This is a genomic window from Streptomyces sp. CCM_MD2014 (assembly GCF_000772045.1).
GTDB lineage: Bacteria > Actinomycetota > Actinomycetes > Streptomycetales > Streptomycetaceae > Streptomyces > Streptomyces salinarius.
Genome location: NZ_CP009754.1, coordinates 4,132,830 through 4,147,553, shown reverse-complemented (window position 1 = coordinate 4,147,553; position 14,724 = coordinate 4,132,830). Strand labels below are relative to the sequence as shown.

The 14,724-nt window shown below is 69.8% G+C and carries 13 protein-coding genes and 1 tRNA gene; 7 read left to right on the top strand and 7 right to left on the bottom strand.

Translation table 11 applies throughout. The features are described 5' to 3' along the window. Positions 1-2 precede the first annotated feature (2 nt). The 4 genes from NI25_RS18195 to NI25_RS18180 all read right to left on the bottom strand — a co-directional run bounded on the left by NI25_RS18195 (position 3) and on the right by NI25_RS18180 (position 4,600). Positions 3-1,745: a relaxase/mobilization nuclease domain-containing protein gene (locus tag NI25_RS18195; RefSeq protein ID WP_061443452.1), complete on the bottom strand. Its 1,743-nt coding sequence runs from the start codon at positions 1,743-1,745 to the stop codon at positions 3-5. After that, a complete protein-coding gene (locus NI25_RS40770) occupies positions 1,742-2,074 on the bottom strand; it encodes a plasmid mobilization protein (RefSeq protein ID WP_055467913.1) in 333 nt (110 codons plus the stop codon). The genes NI25_RS18195 and NI25_RS40770 overlap by 4 nt, the downstream gene beginning before the upstream one ends. A gap of 880 nt (positions 2,075-2,954) precedes the next feature. Continuing rightward, complete coding sequence (locus NI25_RS18185; protein WP_061446973.1) at positions 2,955-3,647, bottom strand: ATP-binding protein; 693 nt, start codon at positions 3,645-3,647, stop codon at positions 2,955-2,957. Then, positions 3,644-4,600, bottom strand: a complete 957-nt coding sequence (locus NI25_RS18180; protein WP_061443451.1) for a hypothetical protein — start codon at positions 4,598-4,600, stop codon at positions 3,644-3,646. Before NI25_RS18180 ends, NI25_RS18185 begins: the two co-directional genes overlap by 4 nt. A gap of 505 nt (positions 4,601-5,105) precedes the next feature. On the opposite strand from NI25_RS18180, the gene NI25_RS18175 reads away from it, so the two are divergent. The 5 genes from NI25_RS18175 to NI25_RS18155 all read left to right on the top strand — a co-directional run bounded on the left by NI25_RS18175 (position 5,106) and on the right by NI25_RS18155 (position 8,174). After that, a complete protein-coding gene (locus NI25_RS18175) occupies positions 5,106-5,363 on the top strand; it encodes a helix-turn-helix domain-containing protein (RefSeq protein ID WP_055467911.1) in 258 nt (85 codons plus the stop codon). Between the two features lie 126 nt (positions 5,364-5,489). Then, positions 5,490-5,702: an excisionase family DNA-binding protein gene (locus tag NI25_RS18170; RefSeq protein ID WP_055467910.1), complete on the top strand. Its 213-nt coding sequence runs from the start codon at positions 5,490-5,492 to the stop codon at positions 5,700-5,702. Next, positions 5,702-6,856 (top strand): tyrosine-type recombinase/integrase, encoded by a 1,155-nt coding sequence (locus tag NI25_RS18165; RefSeq protein WP_061443450.1) that lies wholly within the window; start codon positions 5,702-5,704, stop codon positions 6,854-6,856. Before NI25_RS18170 ends, NI25_RS18165 begins: the two co-directional genes overlap by 1 nt. 236 nt (positions 6,857-7,092) lie before the next feature. Next, positions 7,093-7,734, top strand: a complete 642-nt coding sequence (locus NI25_RS18160; protein WP_051713654.1) for a DUF433 domain-containing protein — start codon at positions 7,093-7,095, stop codon at positions 7,732-7,734. Next, positions 7,734-8,174 (top strand): DUF5615 family PIN-like protein, encoded by a 441-nt coding sequence (locus NI25_RS18155; protein WP_055467907.1) that lies wholly within the window; start codon positions 7,734-7,736, stop codon positions 8,172-8,174. The genes NI25_RS18160 and NI25_RS18155 overlap by 1 nt, the downstream gene beginning before the upstream one ends. A 332-nt stretch (positions 8,175-8,506) precedes the next feature. Here the strand turns inward: NI25_RS18155 and NI25_RS18150 are convergent. Beyond that, positions 8,507-8,580, bottom strand: a tRNA-Gly gene (locus NI25_RS18150). A gap of 524 nt (positions 8,581-9,104) precedes the next feature. Between NI25_RS18150 and dcd the strand changes: the two genes are divergently transcribed. Together dcd and NI25_RS18140 are read left to right on the top strand one after the other, a co-directional pair. Next, on the top strand, positions 9,105-9,680 hold the full coding sequence (gene dcd / locus NI25_RS18145; protein WP_061443449.1) for a dCTP deaminase: 576 nt from the start codon (positions 9,105-9,107) through the stop codon (positions 9,678-9,680). A gap of 43 nt (positions 9,681-9,723) precedes the next feature. Beyond that, a complete protein-coding gene (locus tag NI25_RS18140) occupies positions 9,724-10,221 on the top strand; it encodes a phosphoribosyltransferase (protein ID WP_031043129.1) in 498 nt (165 codons plus the stop codon). A gap of 70 nt (positions 10,222-10,291) precedes the next feature. Here NI25_RS18140 and NI25_RS18135 read toward each other — a convergent pair whose 3' ends face one another. Beyond that, positions 10,292-13,528, bottom strand: coding sequence for an FG-GAP-like repeat-containing protein (locus tag NI25_RS18135; RefSeq protein ID WP_078884656.1), 3,237 nt, complete (start codon positions 13,526-13,528; stop codon positions 10,292-10,294). A gap of 167 nt (positions 13,529-13,695) precedes the next feature. After that, positions 13,696-14,640 (bottom strand): Yip1 family protein, encoded by a 945-nt coding sequence (locus NI25_RS18130; RefSeq protein WP_061443448.1) that lies wholly within the window; start codon positions 14,638-14,640, stop codon positions 13,696-13,698. Positions 14,641-14,724 lie beyond the last annotated feature (84 nt).

The window sequence follows — 14,724 nt, the reverse complement described above, 5'->3', positions numbered from 1 at the left end:
CGTCAGCGGCCACGGCGGGGATCGTTCCCTGTCGGGCCGGGCGCCGACTGCGTGGTGGGCGCCGAGTGCGAGGTGTGCCGGTTGGCTCGGAGGGCCGTGGCGTTTCGGTCGTCGGGTAGTGCGGGCAGGTGAGCGCTGCGGCGCAGGCGCCAGACGAGGACATCGCTCATGGATCCGGCGGAGCGTAGTTCGCGCCGTGCCGTGGCTTCGGTCAGCAGGGCGGCCGGGTCATGGCCGGCCCTCCGGGCATCGTCCAGTGTGGCGGCCAAGGCGGGCCAACCGGCCTCAGCCTCGATCTGGTCGGCCAGCTCCGGCAGCACTTGGTGGAGCAGGTTCGCCTGCTGTTGCCGAACACGTTGAGTCAGCCGCCGGCCTCGCTGGCTCAGTGCGGTCATGGGCTGGACTGAGGCGGCCTGGTAGGCGGCGCGGAGGTGCTCGGCGGCTTGCTGGGCTGCTGTGGCCTGCTGGGTGTGATGCTTCCTGGCGTGCCACTTTGCCGCGGCGGTCACGACGAAGAAGGCCATGTCGATGAGCATGGCCGTGCAGGCGCCGTCTTCGCCCCGGCCCAGGACCGGCCCGCTGTGGACGAGATCACGGGCGGCTTGTCGCAGGCCCCGGTCGTGCCCGCGTACCGCCTTCACGTGGGAGCGGCTCGCGCGCTCGAACGCGGAGGCTGCCTCGCGCAGTTCAGCCCGGGTGTGGGCGGCGGAGGTCTTGGCCAGCGCGTCCAGGACCTCTCCGGTCGCGGCGATCTGGGCTGCTGCGGTGCCGTCGTCGCCGTGGTCGATCACCAGCAGGGCCTGCCACGTGGCAGCCGCGGCCCGCCGCCGCGCGAACGCGGGGCCTGTCACGGGCGGCAGTGCAGGCTGATCCGGCCACGAACCGTCGATGGCGGTGGGCGTCTCCGAGGGCCGGCTCCAGCGTTCGCGGACACGGGGCAGGGACAGGTCGGGCGCCAGCTTGGAGCCTGAGTAGAAGACCGGCTCGCCGTCCTTGTTCCGGTCATCAGGGAGGGCGACCTTGTACCCGAGGAGGTCGCCGGAAGGCGCGAGACGCTTGCGGATCAGCAGACCGGCGGCGGCCAGGCGGTCGAAGAACTCGTCCGTCGAGGCAGCACCGGCCACTGCCCGGCGCACGGACTCACGAAGTTCCTCCCGCGCCGTGCGCTCCCGGCCTTCCCGCTGGGCCTTGTGCCGTTCTGCGCTGGTCGGACGACGGGCTGCGGTGCCATCGCCGGTGGCGAGGCGGCGCAACCCGTAGTCGATCTCGATCACGCGGGCTTCCGCTTGGGAACGCTTGCCGTCCCGGCGAATGCGGGCTTGCCGGCCGTCCTCTCGTACGACGGTGGCGATGATGTGAATGTGGTCGTCGGCGTGCCGAATCGCTGCCCAGCGGCAGGCGGCGTCGTCACCGTCGGGAGCGATGCCGGTGGCGGCGACCATTCGGCGCGCAATCTCGGCCCACTGCTCGTCCGACAGGACCGGGTCCTCAGGAGCGGCGCGTAGCGACAGATGCCACACGTGCTCGGCGGGCCGTCGGTTCTTCGGCAGGGCGTTGACCGGCTGGTCGAGCAGCCGCTGGAGATCTCCGTACGTGGCGTCGAGGTCGCGCCCGGGATCAGGGGCGAGGCTGTCCCAGGCGCCCACCAGGTGCGGGTCTGTGTGTTCTTCGTGCGTGCCGGGCCCGTACAAGTAGTGGAGCAGGCCGATGGTGCGCGTGCCTCTTGCGTGGATGCGGGGGATCACCTGGCCCTCCTATTGTCCAAGTGGTGCTGGGTGAAGGCGTCGACGCGCTTGGCGGCGCGCTGGACGGCGGCGAGGACCGCCTCTGCCTGCGGTGCGTCGGCGCCGGAGTTCAGCGCCTTGGCGACCTGGTTGAGGTTGTTGCCGAGTTGCCCGAGGTGGCGCCGCAGCGCGAACAGCTCGTGCAGCATCTCTCGCTCGCCCGCGATGTCCTCGGCGGTGCGGCCGAGGTCGTGGGCGGCGTTGAGAGCGGCGCGGGCGAGGAAGCCGGCGATGCTCATGTGGCACGTGGCGGCTGCTCGGGCGAGCAGTTGGTACTCGGCGTCGTTCATGCGGCAGCTGGGCTGGTGCAGGCGCTTGTTCTCGTCGCGCAGGCGTTCGCGCTGCTGTATGCGGGGCTGTGACGGAGAGGTGCGCGCGCAGTCGATGCTGTGGTTCGCGTGTAGCTCTTCCCCGCCGGTTTGCGATCCGTCCTCGGTCGCTTCCGGGCCCGCCGCTCTCGGGGCGGGAGACGCAAGAGCATTGCTCCCGTCGGGAGCAATGCTCTTGCACCAACTTGCTCCGTCGGAGGCTGAGATGGTGGCCCCCTGACGCACGTCGTCAGGAGTGTGCTGATGTGGTTGGTGCATGGGTCGCTTCTCTGGGTGGGTGTTCCACGATGAGAACCCGTAGCGGCGGCCGTGCGCGGCTGGCACCGGGCGGGCTCGTTACGGGACCGTGTGGGGTGGGCTCCAGGTTGGAGCGGTCCGCGAGGACCGGTCCTCTCTCTTCCTCTGTGCATCACGCTCGGGGACCGCGGACCGCGTTGTGCGGGTCTTCGGTCCTCGGCAGGACCGGGACCCGGCAGGGCTCGGTCCTCCCTCACGATTGACTGTCATGCGCGGTGCAGGACCGTTGTTTCCGCCCACCTGGGGGCTGTGACCTGCTGCTTTGCCAGGAGACCGTTCTCGTGTCCGACGGGACCGTCGGGGACCGGTCCCCGAGACGTACGGGAACGGTCCCCGATGTCTGGTGAGGACCGGTCCCCACCTCGGGCGGCCACGGTCCCGGGACCGGGATGCTCGGTCCTCGCATGTGCCGTCCGGTCCCCGGCCATTGAGGACCGGTCCCCGACACCCTCGCTCGGTCCTCGACGCGGCACGCGGCCGGTCCTCCTGGTAAAAGGACGCGCGCTCGCGGACTGCCCTTCCGTCATCCGGTCTTCCTCCATCGTCAGGGGGAGCGGTGACGTCGTCTGTCAGGGCCCTTGAGGATGACGCGGTCGGTCATCTCCGCGAGGCGGGAGGCGACGCGGTCACCGAGGGTGGTGCGCAGCTCGGCGGTGGGGAGGTTGGTGGTGATGAGAGTGGGGAGCAGGTGCTCGTACCGGTGGTTGATGAGCCGGTAGGTCAGCTCCTCGGTCCACTCGCTGGTCTTGGCCGCTCCGAGGTCGTCCAGAAGCAGCAGTGGGCTGCGGGCCAGGGTCCGCAGGTCGCGCTCTGCGTCGTGGCCGGCACGGGGACGTAGGCGGGCGTACAGGTCGGCGGTGGTGACGGCTTCCCAGCGCAGGCGGACCCCGCGGGTGAGGAGCGCCCGGACGGCGCCGTACGCCTGATGCGTCTTGCCCGTGCCGGTGGGGCCGGCGATCAGCAGGGAGGGACCCTCGGCGATGCCGGGCCCACTCGGGCCGGGGCGTCCGGCATGGGCGATGTGGTCGGCCCAGGCGATGATCTGAGGGTGGTCGGCGAGGGCACGGCGGTACCGGGCCGGGATGCGGGCGTCGGCCAGCTCCAAGGCGGTGACGGGTTCGGCGGACGGCTCCGTGGCTACGGCGCCGGGGTCGATGCCGCGGCCCGCCAGTATGCCGTTCAGACGGTCGGCGAGCGGGCCAACGTGCTGGGGTTCGCGGGTGAGGGTGGAGGTCAGAGCTGTTCTCCGTAGGCGGCTTCGACGTCGGCGGGGTTTGTCCACGCCCTGTGGATGACGGGCTGGGCGAGGGCGGCGTTCATGGCCTCGTGCACCAGGCTCGGCAGGATGCTGGGGTGCTTGCCCTTGGTCCTGTGGAGGACGAGCCCTGCCCTGACGTGGTCGGGACCGATGCCTTCGGCGAGCAGCTTGCGCACCTCTCGGCCGAGATGGCCCAGGACGTCCTGGGGCGGGCGGTGGGCGCATGCCGCGCTGTATTCGGCGATGAGCTGCTTGGCCGAGACGGTGCTGGCCGCGGGGGCGCTTGCGCCCCCCGAAGGGGTAGATCCTAGATCCATGATCCTAGGTCCTAGATCCGGACCGTGAGGTGTCACCGCGGCCTCAAGCACGAGTCCGTGAGGTTCAGGTGAGGGCTCACTGAATGCCTCCTGACCTGCGGTTTTGCTGGTGGTTTCCGTTTGGTTCGAGGGATCGTGCGGGTTCCGTGCCCCTTCACTGCCACCTCCGCGAGGGTTCGGCGCATGGTCCGCGACGGCTCCGTGCGTTACGGACGGCGCGGGTGCCACGGCCTCGACAGCCTCGGTGCCGCCCGGGGCACCGTTCGGATCGTTGTGGCGAGGGCAGGCCGGGATGCGGCTCTTGCTGGCCCGGTTGATCTTCTGGTGCTTGTGCCACGTGACGATGTGCAGGTAGCGCTTGTCGTCCGGGCCCTTGTACCGGCAGACCAGGCCGGCGTCGGCCAGCTGGGCGAGATCCTTCTCGACCTCGGCGGGAGTGTGCTCCGGACGCAGAACCCACAGCTGACCGGCGATGATCGCCGCGTGGTCGCGATAGCGGCCTTGGTCGTCGGCCTGAGTGAGCAGGCCGAAGAAGGTGCGCTCGGCGGTCAGGGTGACGACGGCGAGGGATTCGGAGGCGAAGGCTTCGGGCTTGATGGTGCGGATCCGTGCCAAGAGCGGAGTGTTCCTTACTCGGTGGCCGATGGGCGGGCACCCATGGCTCACCGTCGGTCGTGACGGCAAAGGCGGGGGAGTTGGCCGGCCGTTGACGCGAGGCTGGCTGAGAGCCGGTCGCGCTTTCCGGGGGTGTCGTCAACATAGCCACACCCGGGCGGCACAAGTCCAGCCCTGACCTGTCGAATCTCTGTCGGCAGAAAGGCCGTCGGGAATCGGGGCGGCGAGGGCGGCGTGAAAACGGTAGGTCACGATCGGCGGTTGACCAAATAGTTGTTCCGGGCGTCAAGCCAGAAGGATCACACCGGCAAGGCGTTGACGTCCGGTGAGTGGCGGAGCTACAACACAACACCCCACGTCAGAGACGCTGTCGAGCACTGCTCGGGCCGCCGTCACGGGGAACCCATCGACGAAATGGCCACCCGCCTGCCAAACGCACGGCGGCGCAACATAGCCGACGATCGCCGGTTAACCAAACCGGCGAACACAGCCGAGAATTGGAGTCATGGCAGCACGTTCACTGGAAATCGGCGCAGCCGGGATAAGGGCCGCCCGCACGATCGAAATTCTCCGCACCGAGCGCGGCCTCTCCCAGCGAGAGCTGGCCGCTCGCGTCACCGCCCTTGGCCGGCCAATGTCCAACACGATGCTGTCCCGCATCGAACGCGCTCAGCGCCGCTGCGACGTCGACGACCTGCTCACCCTCACGCAGGCACTTCGCGTCCCGGCCCGCGCCCTGCTCCAGGACTCCGCGACCTGTTGAAGCCACCACCGGTCCGCCGTGCTCGCTCCAGTTTCGACCTCGGTAAGGAAGTCTCACCGTTGCACCGACTCGCAATAGCCCCGGCCCGTTGCACTCAGCAGCACAGCCGAAAGGGGGCGGTCGCCCATGACTGACCGCCTCCTGACGGTGGCCGAAGCCGCCGAACAGCTCGGTACCGGCGAACGCTTCGTTCGCCGTCTGATCGCCGAGCGCCGCATTCGCTACGTCAAGCTCGGACGTCCCGTGCGCGTCCCCGAGAGTGCCGTCACCGAGTACGTCGAGGCGCGCACGGTCGAGCCGACCCGGCGCACCCGCACTCGGTACGGGAGGGCTGCCTGATGCCGACACGCAAGCCCCCGCGTCGTCGGGAGTTCGGCACCGTACGCAAGCTCCCGTCTGGTCGATGGCAGGCCCGCTACCTGGGCCCGGACGGGCAGCGCCACAAGGCCCCCGAGACCTTCGACACGAAGACCGACGCGCAGGACTGGCTGAACCTGGTCCGCGCCGACATCGAGCGTGACCACTGGCGTGACCCGGACGCCGGCGCGATCAACTTCGAGAAGTACGCCCTCCGCTGGATGGAGGAGCGCGTTCTGGCCCCGACCACGGTCGACCGCTACGACGGCCTGCTACGCCTGCACCTCCTGCCGGTCTTCGGCAGCAAGGACCTGGACGAGATCACACCGCCCTCCGTCCGCACCTGGCGAGCCGAGCGGCTCAAGGCAACGGGTGCCACGACGGTCGCTAAGTCGTACCGGCTGCTGAAGGCCATCCTGCAGACCGCGGTCGACGACGACCTCCTGCGGACCAACCCGTGCCGCATCAAGGGCGCCGGTAGGGAGGAAGCCGACGAGCGGCCGACCGCCACCGTGGAGCAGGTATTCGACCTCGCCGACGCCATGGGTCCGCGCTGGCGCCTGATGGTCCTGCTCGGCGCTTTCGCCTCGCTCCGCCCCGAGGAGCTGGCCGAACTGCGCCGCCGCAGTGTCGATCTCGACGAATGCTCCCTGCGGATCACGCATGCGTCACCGGAGCTGACCAACGGCAGGAGAGTCACCGGCGATCCCAAGTCCCGAGCGGGCAAGCGCACCGTGTACCTGCCCGACTTCCTCCTGCCCGAGCTACGTCGCCACGTGCAGTGGTTCGCCGAGAAGGAGCCGGACGGGCTCCTCTTCGTCGGGGAGAAGGGGGCCCCGTTCCGCCGCTCGACGTTCGGACGGAAGTGGCGCAAGGCCAGGACGAAGGTGGGGCTGCCGGACAACTTCCGCTTCTACGACCTCCGGCACACCGGTAACACCCTCGCCGCCGACACCGGCGCCAAGCTGAAGGACCTCATGGTGCGCGCCGGCCAGTCCTCGGAACGGGCCCAGCTCATCTACCAGCACTCGACGGCCAAGCATCAGCGGAGGCTGGCCCGAGGTATCGATGCTGAGGTGAGGGAGAGGCTCGGCGAAGCACCGCCAGGCGTACGGAGAAGTGCTCGCGAGGCATGATTGTCGTCTGCCCTCCCCGCCCCGGGACCGGCTTTCAGACGGACCCCGGCCGAGGAGGGCAGGCGATCCGCCCCTTCGCGTCTGCCCGCGCTTTCGACCTGGGCAACGACCATCAGCATGTTACGGGGTTTTGTGCCGCTTTCGGCCCTGCCGGTCCGTACTTCCTGTAGCGTCCTGAGGCGCGCAGCTGGGATGCTGGGGACAGAGGATTTTGCGACGACTGGAGGGAGCGGACCATGGCGTACTCGACTCGCATGGCTGCGGCTCTCTCCGGAGCCACCACTGGACAACTACGCTCGTGGCGGCAGGACCGAGGCAATGGGCCGATTCTCTGCCCTGAGCTGGCGGCCAAGCCTGCTCTGTACTCCTTCCGGGATGTCCTGGCGCTACGCGCGTTCGCCATCCTTCGGCAGGACGTGTCGCTGCAGAAGATCCGCAAGGCTCTGGCCACACTGAAGCGGTTCGGTGAGTTCGAGCACCTGTCCAGCTACTCCCTGGTTGCCGAGGGCGACTCCATCGTCCTTGTGGGCGATAGCAAGGACGATCACGCAACTGATCTCGTCAAGCATCCTGGGCAGCGGGTCATCGCGACCATGGACGATATTCTCCAGGAGTTCGCGCCCCGCGCCGGCGTTGTCGTCCCACACCTTCTGCGGCCCAAGCAACACGTCAGTGTGGACCCGGACACGCAAGGGGGACAGCCGGTCATCACCGGCACTCGCGTCCCGTTCGACGCCGTCGCGGAGCTGGTGGAGGACGGCGTCCCGCTCGACGAGATCGCCGCGTATTACCCCGGCGTGACAGTGGAGGCCGCCCGCGATGCGGTGTCCTTCGCACTGTATGTGGACAGCTACAGCCCGGGACCGCGCGCTGCCTGATGCGAATCCTCATCGACGAGAACGTCCCGGTACAGATGCTGGAGATGCTCCGGCGGCTGCTGCCCGGGCACGACGTGCGCCACGTCAGTGAGATCAAGTGGGCGGGGAAGAAGGATCTCGCGCTCCTCCCCGATGCTGCGAAGAGAGGCTTCGAAGTCTTTCTCACCAAGGATGGGCGTCAGCTGGAGGATCCGTCGGAGACGTCCGCGATCAAGAAGTCCGGCATGCACCACATCCGGTTCAGCCACGGTCACAAGGGCATGGCCGGTCTGGGGCTGGCCATGGGCGCTGTGATCGCCGCGATGCCTCTGATCGTCCGTGAGCTCGATACGGCGCACGGCCAGCAGCTCGTGCACATCAAAGGCTTGAACCCCGGCAGTAAGCAGCGGTTCGATCGGGTCGACCCTGCCAAGCAGCCGCCTCGTTACTGGCCGCGATAGTCACGTCGCCGACCCTGCGTAAATGCGCCTGGCTATCCACCACTGCCCGCCTCGCCGCGGTCGTGGAAGGCAACGTGGACGCGGCATCTCTGGCCCGCTGCAAACTCCCCGATTGCGATAGCGACTTCGCGCCCACCCACTCGCTGAGTGATGCGGGCCACATAGAATGCGTCTCGCTATTTGAGAAGCTACGGCGCTGCTGCCTTCGAAGTGGAGCTCCGGGTCGCCTGGATGAACCCGCTATGGCGGGTTAGGGCACGCGGAGGGCACGGAACTCCCGAATTGGACTAGACAACAAACAACCCCCAGGCCAATGACCTGAGGGTTTCGCATGGAGCGGGTGACGAGAATCGAACTCGCGCTCTCAGCTTGGGAAGCTGATGTTCTACCATTAAACTACACCCGCGTAAGACGCCGACCACGGCCGGTGTCTGGACGCTCGCTCACTCTACCCCATGCCCGGCCCCCGGTGTTCGCACCGTGGGGCCGGTGGTCGTTGCGGGGTGCGGATGCGGCTGCGGGGAGCCGGGGTTGGGGCGTACCGTGGGGGCTTCGGAGAGGGTGTGCGTGAGGGCGGAGCGCCGCCTGGAGAGTCGTCTCTTTCATCCCGTACTGTGGCTTTTGTCGTCAGGGTAGTAAGCCAGACGCGGCTCTTGGGGAAGGGACTTGAAGGACTTGATGGAGCGCACCGTCGTCCGCTGTGCCGATGGGCACGTGTTCACCGCCACCTCGTTCCCGATGCAGCAGGCCGAGCGACTCGGCCCCGGTCGGCTCGTCCGATGTCCGCGGTGTGCGCGGCTGCGGAGTGCCGTGCCCGTGGGTGCTCAGAAGAGGTAGCGGACAGACGCGGCAGCTCAGACGCAGAGCGGTTCGGGCGCGCGGCGCGGCGGCGGTTGTCGTTGCTCCGCGCGCCTTGCGTATCCTCGGTGCGTGCTTCTCTCAGACAAGGACATCCGGGCCGAGATCGACTCCGGTCGGGTGCGGATCGATCCGTTCGACGACTCCATGGTGCAGCCGTCGAGCATCGACGTGCGCCTCGACCGCTACTTCCGGGTGTTCGAGAATCACCGGTACCCGCACATCGACCCCTCCGTCGAGCAGGTGGATCTGACCCGGCTCGTGGAGCCGGAGGGCGACGAGCCGTTCATCCTGCATCCCGGCGAGTTCGTGCTGGCCAGTACGTACGAGGTCATCACGCTGCCGGACGATCTCGCCTCCCGGCTCGAGGGGAAGAGTTCGCTCGGGCGGCTCGGGCTCGTCACGCACTCCACCGCCGGGTTCATCGACCCGGGCTTCTCCGGGCACGTGACGCTGGAGCTGAGCAATCTCGCGACCCTGCCCATCAAGCTGTGGCCGGGGATGAAGATCGGGCAGCTGTGCATGTTCCGGCTCACCTCGCCGGCCGAGCACCCCTACGGCAGCGAGCGCTACGGGTCCCGTTACCAGGGGCAGCGGGGGCCGACGGCCTCCCGGTCCTTCCTCAATTTCCATCGGACCCAGGTGTGAGCGACCAGGGTATGAGCAGCAAGAACGCAGGCGGGACGCGCGCATGAGTGATGTTCGGGAGAATCTGACCTACGAGCAGTTCGGCGTCGCCGTGCGCGAGCTGGCCCAGGCCGTCGCCGACGACGGGTACGAGCCGGACATAGTGCTCTCCATCGCGCGCGGTGGCGTCTTCGTCGCCGGCGGGCTGGCGTACGCACTCGACTGCAAGAACATCCACCTGGTGAACGTCGAGTTCTACACCGGGGTCGGGACCACCCTCGACATGCCCGTCATGCTCGCGCCGGTCCCGAACGTCATCGACTTCTCCGACAAGAAGGTCCTGATCACCGACGACGTCGCCGACACCGGCAAGACGCTCAAGCTGGTGCGGGACTTCTGCCTCGACACGGTCGCCGAGGTCCGCAGCGCGGTGATCTACGAGAAGTCGCACTCCCTCGTCCAGTGCGAGTACGTGTGGAAGCGCACCGATGAGTGGATCAACTTCCCGTGGAGCGTCCTGCCGCCCGTCGTGCGGCGGGACGGGCAGGTGCTCGACGCCTGACGGCCGGAGACGGGAGAGGGGCCCCCGGCGTGATGCGGTCACGCCGGGGGCCCCTCTCTCCGCGCTCGGGTCAGTACAGGCCCTTGAACGTGTTCCAGCCGCCCGTGCCCACGAGCACCCGGCCGCCGTACGTACCGTCTCCCGCGGACGCGTACCGCCACAGCTTCCCGGTGGTGTCCCGGGCCAGCAGGTCGGCGCGGCCGTCGCCGGACAGGTCGCCGGTGCCGGCGAGGGCGGAGTAGACGTTCCAGCCGCCGCCGACCCGCTCCCGCTTGGTCACGCTGCCGGCCGCGGTGCCGTAGTACCGCCACAGGACACCGGCGGAGTCCTGCCCGAGCAGGTCGCCGCGCCCGTCGCCGTTCAGGTCACCGGCGCCGGTGATCCACTTGTACAGCTTCCAGTTCGCCTGGATCCGCACCCGGGTCTTCAGGTGGTGGTCGGCGGTGCCCGCGTAGAAGTAGATGTCGCCGGTCGTCCTCTGGCGGGCGATCAGGTCGACGAAGCCGTCCCCGTTCATGTCGCCGGGGGACGTCAGCTGGTCGTACTGCCCCCAGCCGTTGCCGATCAGCGTGTACGGCGACGAGGCGCCGACGACCTCGCCGCAGCCGGGGCGGTAGGCCCGCAGCTGGTCACCGACCCGTACCAGTACGTCCGCGCACCGGTCCCCGTCCACGTCGCCGGCCGGCACGAGCACCGAGCCGGCGGGGAAGGCGCCGTCGGACCCGGCGATGCGGGAGGAGACCCCGCCGGTTCCGTTGCCCCGGTACATCGACACGGCACCGGTGCCGTCCACGGCCAGCAGGTCGCCGAAGCCGTCGTCGCCCGCCAGGTCCCGCCAGACGGCGGCGCCGCCGGTGACCGGCACGGTTCCGGACACGGAGAGGTCGGCCCCGACGCCGTCGGCCGGCTTCGCGGTCAGGGTCCAGGTGTAGGCGCCGTTGGGGACGTACGCCCCGGCCGTGTCCCTGCCGTCCCAGGAGGCCGAGAGCGCGCCGCGGGCCTCGCCGCCGGAGAGCGTGCGCACGGTCTTGCCGCTCGCCTTGTTCCTCAGCGTCAGCGTCCAGGAGGCGGCCGGCTTCGACAGCCACCAGCGCGAGGCCCACGTGGCTCCGCCGGCCCTGAGGTCCAGGGCGGGCGTCGTCTGCGCGTCGATCACGGCGATCCGGGAGGCCGGGACGCCCGAGGGGACGATCCGCACCCGGCGGTCCGCGCCCGTGTAGGCGACGTGGCCGCCGAAGCGGTCGACGGTCCACCCGGCCCGGGGCACGGTGCGGTCGCCCAGCTCGGCGGCCGTGGCGATGACGCGCCGGGGCAGGTCCGCCTCGGTGCCGCCGGCCGGCAGGCCGTCGTGCAGGTCGACGAGGGTCAGGCCGGTCGTGTCCGACTGGCGGACCAGGTAGCCGTCGCCGAGGAGCGTCTTGTCGGTGCCGAGTTTCAGGGTGCGCTCGGTCTGGCGGTCGTAGACGCCGCCGCCCCGGTAGTTGGGCCAGGAGTCGTCGCACTGCCAGTACACCCAGCGGCCGACGGCCTGGAGTTCACGGGGCACGCACCCCGCGTCGAAGGTCTCGCCGGCGGCGTTGGTCGACAGGTTCTTCGCCGTGACCGTGGTCGGCAGGTCCAGGCCCGGGTCGTCCCAGCTGCCGGTGGCGCTCCACAGGGTGTTGCCCCACACGGAGGCCGCGACCACCTGCCGCTTCTGCAGGACGCTTCCGGTGTCGCCGTCCTTGAAGTGGAGGACGGCCTGGGTGCCGCCCGATCCGTTGTTCACGACGCCGTAGCGGCCGGAGAGGTCGATGAGTTCCGGGGACTGGAGACCGGAGGTGATCCGCGGTCCCCAGGACGCGTCGCCGTTGCGGTAGAGCATGGTGACGTCCTGCTCGGTGCCGGCCTCGCGGCCGTGGTGGCCGTCGCCGCTCGCGAACATGGTCACGCAGGGGCCGTTCTCGGAGTCGCCGCAGTCGTTGTCGCGGCCGCTCACGAGACCGTCGACGCTCGACTTGAGCTCCTCCGGGCGGCCGGAGGTCCTCAGCCAGGTGCTGCGGTAGGCGCCGACGTAGGTGCCCGGCATGTAGAGCTTCGAGTCGTCGGCCGTGGTGAGGATGCCGCTGCCCAGCGAGATGCCGTACGGCTCGGCCTCCCGGTCCTCGATGTCCGCGACGCGCTTGCGGGTGACGGTGCCGTCGGCGGCGGGCGTGAGGAGGTAGTACCCCCAGTCGAGTGGGCCGTAGTCGGTGTCCTTCTCGGCGCCGGCCACCAGCAGCGAGCCGTCGGGCGTGCGGTGCACCGAGGGTGAGGCGACGGTCAGCAGGGACTTCCAGTTGCCCTCGGTGTCTCTCAGGGAGAGCGTGTTGCCGCGGTACTCGTTGTTGCCGGGGTTGGGCGCGGAGACGGTGGCGAAGGCGCCGGCGAAGGGCACGACGGTGTCGTCGTACGCGTACACCTCGCGCAGGTCCACGGTGGTCGGCTCGGCGTCCAGGTCGTCCCGGCGGTACACCTGGGCGGCGTAGGGTTCCGGTGCGTCGAGGTGGAAGACGGTGTCCCGGTCGAACCAGACGCGCTCGCCGTGGGTGGAGAGGGTCTTCAGGGAACCGGTGGCGAGGTCGACGACCCACCACCCCTGGGACATCGTGGTGTCCTCCCACTTGATGGCGCGTACGGCCACGGAGCGGCTGTCGCCCGCGCTGATGGTGAGGTTCCACCCTTCCGGCAGGCCCTCCAGCTTCCGGTCCCGCAGCTCGCCGTTCTCCATGCGCAGCAGGTGCAGGCCGGTCGCGGCGGTCTGGGGGCCGGTGCGGGTGATGACGGTGTCGCCGTAGGTCGCGACGTACGTCTGGTCCGCGGGAATCGGGACGGTGACCGTCGGGCCGGTGCCGCCCGCCCGCTGCTGGAGCGTCACGTGCGGGGACGGGGACGCCGTGTAGAGGGCGACGGTGTCGGAGCCGTGGCCGAAGTCCGCCGGGTACCGGTCGAAGCGGAGGTCGTCGACGTCGTAGGTGAGCGGCTCGGGCAGCCTGTGGTCGAGGACGGTCGTCGCGCCGGTGGCGTAGTCGATCCACCGGAGCCGGTCGTCGCCCTCCTGCGCGGTGAGGAAGCCGGTCTCGCCGGCGTTGAGGACGATCGTGGCGCGGGGCACGAAGCGCGCGCCCGGGCTGACGACGACGGGGTCGGCGGACGCGGCGGGGGCGTCGGCGGCGGCCGTCGCCGCGGCGGTGCCGATTCCGGCGGTCACGGCGAGCGTGACGGTGAGAGCGATGCGGCCGAGCGCACGCCGACGGCGCACGGCCCGCTTGTTCAGCGGACGTATCACGAAAGGAGTCCCTCCCCAGGGCGGTCACGCAGGGGGGCGTTTCACGTGTTCGCCGCTCGTCCCGCGTGAGCAGGCCGACAGTAGCAGGAGGTGAGCGCGGTGCGGCAGGGGAAGGGCCCCGGTGTGCGTCACACCGGGGCCCTTTCGTGCGCAGCGCGTGTGTCCGGCTAGAACGTGCCCAGCTTCACGATCGACAGCAGGGCGATCAGCTGGATCGCGGACGCGCCGAGCGCCTTGGGCCAGGGCAGGTCGTGGGAGCGGCTGACCATCAGGGTGAGCAGGGCGCCGGCCGCGACCCAGGTGGCCCAGCCGAGGATCTGCACGAAGGGGGCGTCGCCGCCCGCGAACATGGCGACGACCAGGCGCGGGGCGTCGGTGAGGGACATGATCAGCATGGAGAGGCCGACCGTGGGCTGCCAGGCTCCGTCGCCGCCGAGCTGGCGGGCCAGGGTGTGGGTGACCACGCCGAGGACGAAGGCGCTGAGCACCAGTGCCACGGCCGTGGTCAGGACGATCGGGACGGCGTTGGAGAGGGTGGCGTTGATCGCCTCGGCGCGGGCGTCGTCGAAGCCGAAGACCGCCAGCAGGCCGTAGAGGAACGTCACGATGAGCGCCGGGACCCACATCGCGTAGTCCCGCATCTGGAGGAAGGTCTGGTTGGGCGCGAGGATCACGCCCTTCAGGAGGTCCTTCCAGTGCAGGCGGGGGCCGACCGGGCCGGGGGCGGGAGCGGAACCGGCGCGGTAGGTGTCGCCCTGGTTGTAGGGGTCGTCGACCGTGAACGCCTGGGTGTGGCCCGGGTTGTTGGCCGCGTACGGGTCGTACGGGGCCTGCGGGGGGTGTCCGCCGGGCCCGTAGCCGCCGTCGCCGAAGTACTCCGGCTCGCCGTGGCCGCCGGCGGGAGCGCCGCCGGGTGCCTGGGGCCACGGGGATCCGCCGGGGGCCGGGCCGGGGGCGCCACCTCCGTACGGCGGCTGCGGGTACGGCTGCCGAGGCGTCGCCGGGCCGCCGTACGACGGTCCCTGGGGCGCCTGCTGTCCGTACGGGGGGCGTTGCGGTCGCGCGTGTGGAGCGCCGTTGTCCCGGCCGCGTCCGATCCTGAATCCAGCCACGCCTTCGAACGTACCTGGTCCCGGAGAGTGACGTGCGGGGCCCGGCCGTTCGGGGGTCCTTTGCTGCCGAGCTGTGACATCCCT

Coding starts and splice junctions, on each gene's coding strand:
- NI25_RS18160 (WP_051713654.1), top strand. CDS start 7,093: ATGGCGTACTCGACTCGCATGGCTGCGGCTCTCTCCGGAGCCACCACT.
- NI25_RS18175 (WP_055467911.1), top strand. CDS start 5,106: ATGGCAGCACGTTCACTGGAAATCGGCGCAGCCGGGATAAGGGCCGCC.
- NI25_RS18165 (WP_061443450.1), top strand. CDS start 5,702: ATGCCGACACGCAAGCCCCCGCGTCGTCGGGAGTTCGGCACCGTACGC.
- NI25_RS18140 (WP_031043129.1), top strand. CDS start 9,724: ATGAGTGATGTTCGGGAGAATCTGACCTACGAGCAGTTCGGCGTCGCC.
- NI25_RS18170 (WP_055467910.1), top strand. CDS start 5,490: ATGACTGACCGCCTCCTGACGGTGGCCGAAGCCGCCGAACAGCTCGGT.
- NI25_RS40770 (WP_055467913.1), bottom strand. CDS start 2,074: ATGAACGACGCCGAGTACCAACTGCTCGCCCGAGCAGCCGCCACGTGC.
- NI25_RS18155 (WP_055467907.1), top strand. CDS start 7,734: ATGCGAATCCTCATCGACGAGAACGTCCCGGTACAGATGCTGGAGATG.